Raw genomic sequence first — 2,590 nt, forward strand, 5'->3', positions numbered from 1 at the left:
CGAAGTATCAATCGAATCCGTTACAGCAGTAACTGCTGCGGTTGGGCTGACTTCCAGGTGTTCGAAGTCGCCGCCAGTGGTGCCAGTGATGGTCACGCTTACGCTGCCGGCGTCGACGTAAACGGTGTCTTTTGGTGCGGCGAAGGTCACGGAGCCTTCGGTGGCGTCCTTGGCGATGGTGATGGTTTCACCATTGCTCAAGGTGATCTTCATCTCGGTGCCGGCTGGATTGGTCAGCTTGGCGGTGTAGACGATGTTGCCGCCTTCCTGGACGGAACCAGTGGCGGACAAGGTCAGGCCGGTGGTGTCCAGACGAGCTGGGTCATCGGTGACGACGGTGGTCGGCGTGCCGGCGGTTTCCAGGTGCTCGTAGTTGCCGCCGGTGACGCCGGTGATGCTGTTGGTCAGCGGGGTGTTGGTGTTGAGCACGTTGTTCGGTGCGATGAAATCGACCGAACCGCTGCTTGCATTGACCGGAATGGTGATGCTTTGGCCGTTAGCCAGAGTAATGACCAGCGGTGCGCTGGTGACTGGAGCCGTTACCGAAGCGGTGTAGGTGACAACTCCGCCTTCTACCGCGCTAGCGGTGGCGGTGAGGGTCACGGTGCTGGTGTCGATGCTGTCGGTGACAGCAGTGACGGCAGCAGTCGGGCTGACTTCGAGGTGCTCGAAGTCGCCACCGGTGGTGCCGGTGATAGTCACGCTGACGCTGCCGGCGTCGACGTAAACAGTGTCTTTCGGTGCCGCGAAGGTCACGCTGCCTTCGGTCGCATCCTTGGCGATGGTGATGGTCTCACCGTTGCTCAAGGTGATCTTCATTTCGGTGCCAGCCGGGTTCGTCAGCTTGGCGGTGTAGACGATGTTGCCGCCTTCCTGAACGGTGCCAGTCGCGGACAAGGTCAGGCCGGTGGTGTCCAGGCGAGCCGGGTCGTCGGTCACGACGGTGGTCGGGGTGCCCGCAGTTTCCAGGTGTTCGTAGTTGCCGCCAGTGACGCCGGTGATGCTGTTGGTCAGCGGGGTGTTGGTGTTGAGGACGTTGTTTGGTGCGATGAAATCGACCGAACCGCTACTCGCATTCACGGGGATGGTGATCGACTGGCCGTTAGCCAAGCTGATGACCAGCGGAGTGCCAGTTACCGGCGCAGTGACGCTGGCGGTGTAAGTGACCACGCCGCCTTCGACCGCGCTGGCAGTGGCGGTCAGGGTCACGGTCGACGTATCGATCGAGTCAGTCACAGCAGTCACGGCCGCAGTAGGGCTGACTTCGAGGTGCTCGAAGTCACCACCGGTGGTGCCGGTGATGGTCACGCTGACGCTACCGGCATCGACGTAAACAGTGTCTTTCGGTGCTGCGAAAGTGACGCTGCCTTCGGTGGCATCCTTGGCGATGGTGATGGTTTCACCATTGCTCAAAGTGATCTTCATTTCGGTGCCAGCCGGGTTGGTCAGCTTGGCGGTGTAAACAATGTTGCCGCCTTCCTGGACGGCGCCGGTGGCGCTGAGTGTCAGGCCGGTGGTGTCCAAACGGGCCGGATCATCGGTGACGACGGTGGTCGGAGTGCCTGCAGTTTCCAAGTGCTCGTAGTTGCCGCCGGTTACGCCGGTGATGCTGTTAGTCAGCGGCGTGTTGGTGTTCAACACGTTGTTCGGTGCGATGAAATCGACGGAACCGCTCGAAGCATTCACTGGAATGGTGATGCTTTGGCCGTTAGCCAGAGTAATGACCAGCGGGACGCCGGTTACTGGAGCCGTTACCGAAGCGGTGTAAGTAACCACTCCGCCTTCAACGGCACTGGCAGTCGCCGTCAGCGTGACGGTCGAGGTATCAATCGAATCCGTAACCGCGGTGACAGCGGCAGTCGGGCTGACTTCGAGGTGCTCGAAGTCGCCACCAGTGGTGCCAGTGATGGTGACGCTGACGCTACCGGCATCCACGTAAACAGTGTCTTTTGGTGCTGCGAAGGTCACGCTGCCTTCGGTCGCATCCTTGGCGATGGTGATGGTTTCACCATTGCTCAAGGTGATCTTCATTTCGGTGCCGGCTGGGTTAGTCAGCTTGGCGGTGTAGACGATGTTGCCGCCTTCTTGAACAGAGCCAGTGGCGCTGAGCGTCAGGCCGGTGGTGTCGAGGCGCGCTGGGTCATCGGTCACTACGGTAGTCGGAGTACCTGCGGTTTCCAGGTGCTCGTAGTTGCCGCCGGTGACGCCGGTGATGCTGTTGGTCAACGGGGTGTTGGTGTTGAGCACGTTGTTCGGGGCGATGAAGTCCACCGAACCGCTCGAAGCGTTGACCGGGATGGTGATCGACTGGCCGTTAGCCAGAGTGATGACCAGCGGGGCGCCGGTGACCGGAGCAGTGACGCTCGCGGTGTAAGTGACCACGCCGCCTTCAACCGCGCTAGCAGTAGCAGTCAGAGTCACAGTGCTGGTGTCGATGCTGTCGGTGACAGCAGTGACGGCAGCAGTCGGGCTGACTTCGAGGTGTTCGAAGTCACCGCCAGTGGTGCCAGTGATGGTGACGCTGACGCTACCGGCATCCACGTAAACAGTGTCTTTTGGTGCTGCGAAGGTCACGCTGCCTTCGGTCGCA

Annotated in this window: 1 protein-coding gene; it reads right to left on the reverse strand. The window is 60.7% G+C overall.

From position 1 onward, the window contains the following. A partial coding sequence (locus tag NTD88_RS16390) for an immunoglobulin-like domain-containing protein (protein ID WP_315975162.1) occupies positions 1-2,574 on the reverse strand: 2,574 nt, incomplete at its 3' end. Between the last annotated feature and the right edge of the window lie 16 nt (positions 2,575-2,590).

Origin of the sequence: Pseudomonas sp. 20P_3.2_Bac5 (assembly GCF_025466035.1) — a bacterium.
In the GTDB taxonomy this organism is placed as follows: Bacteria; Pseudomonadota; Gammaproteobacteria; order Pseudomonadales; family Pseudomonadaceae; genus Aquipseudomonas.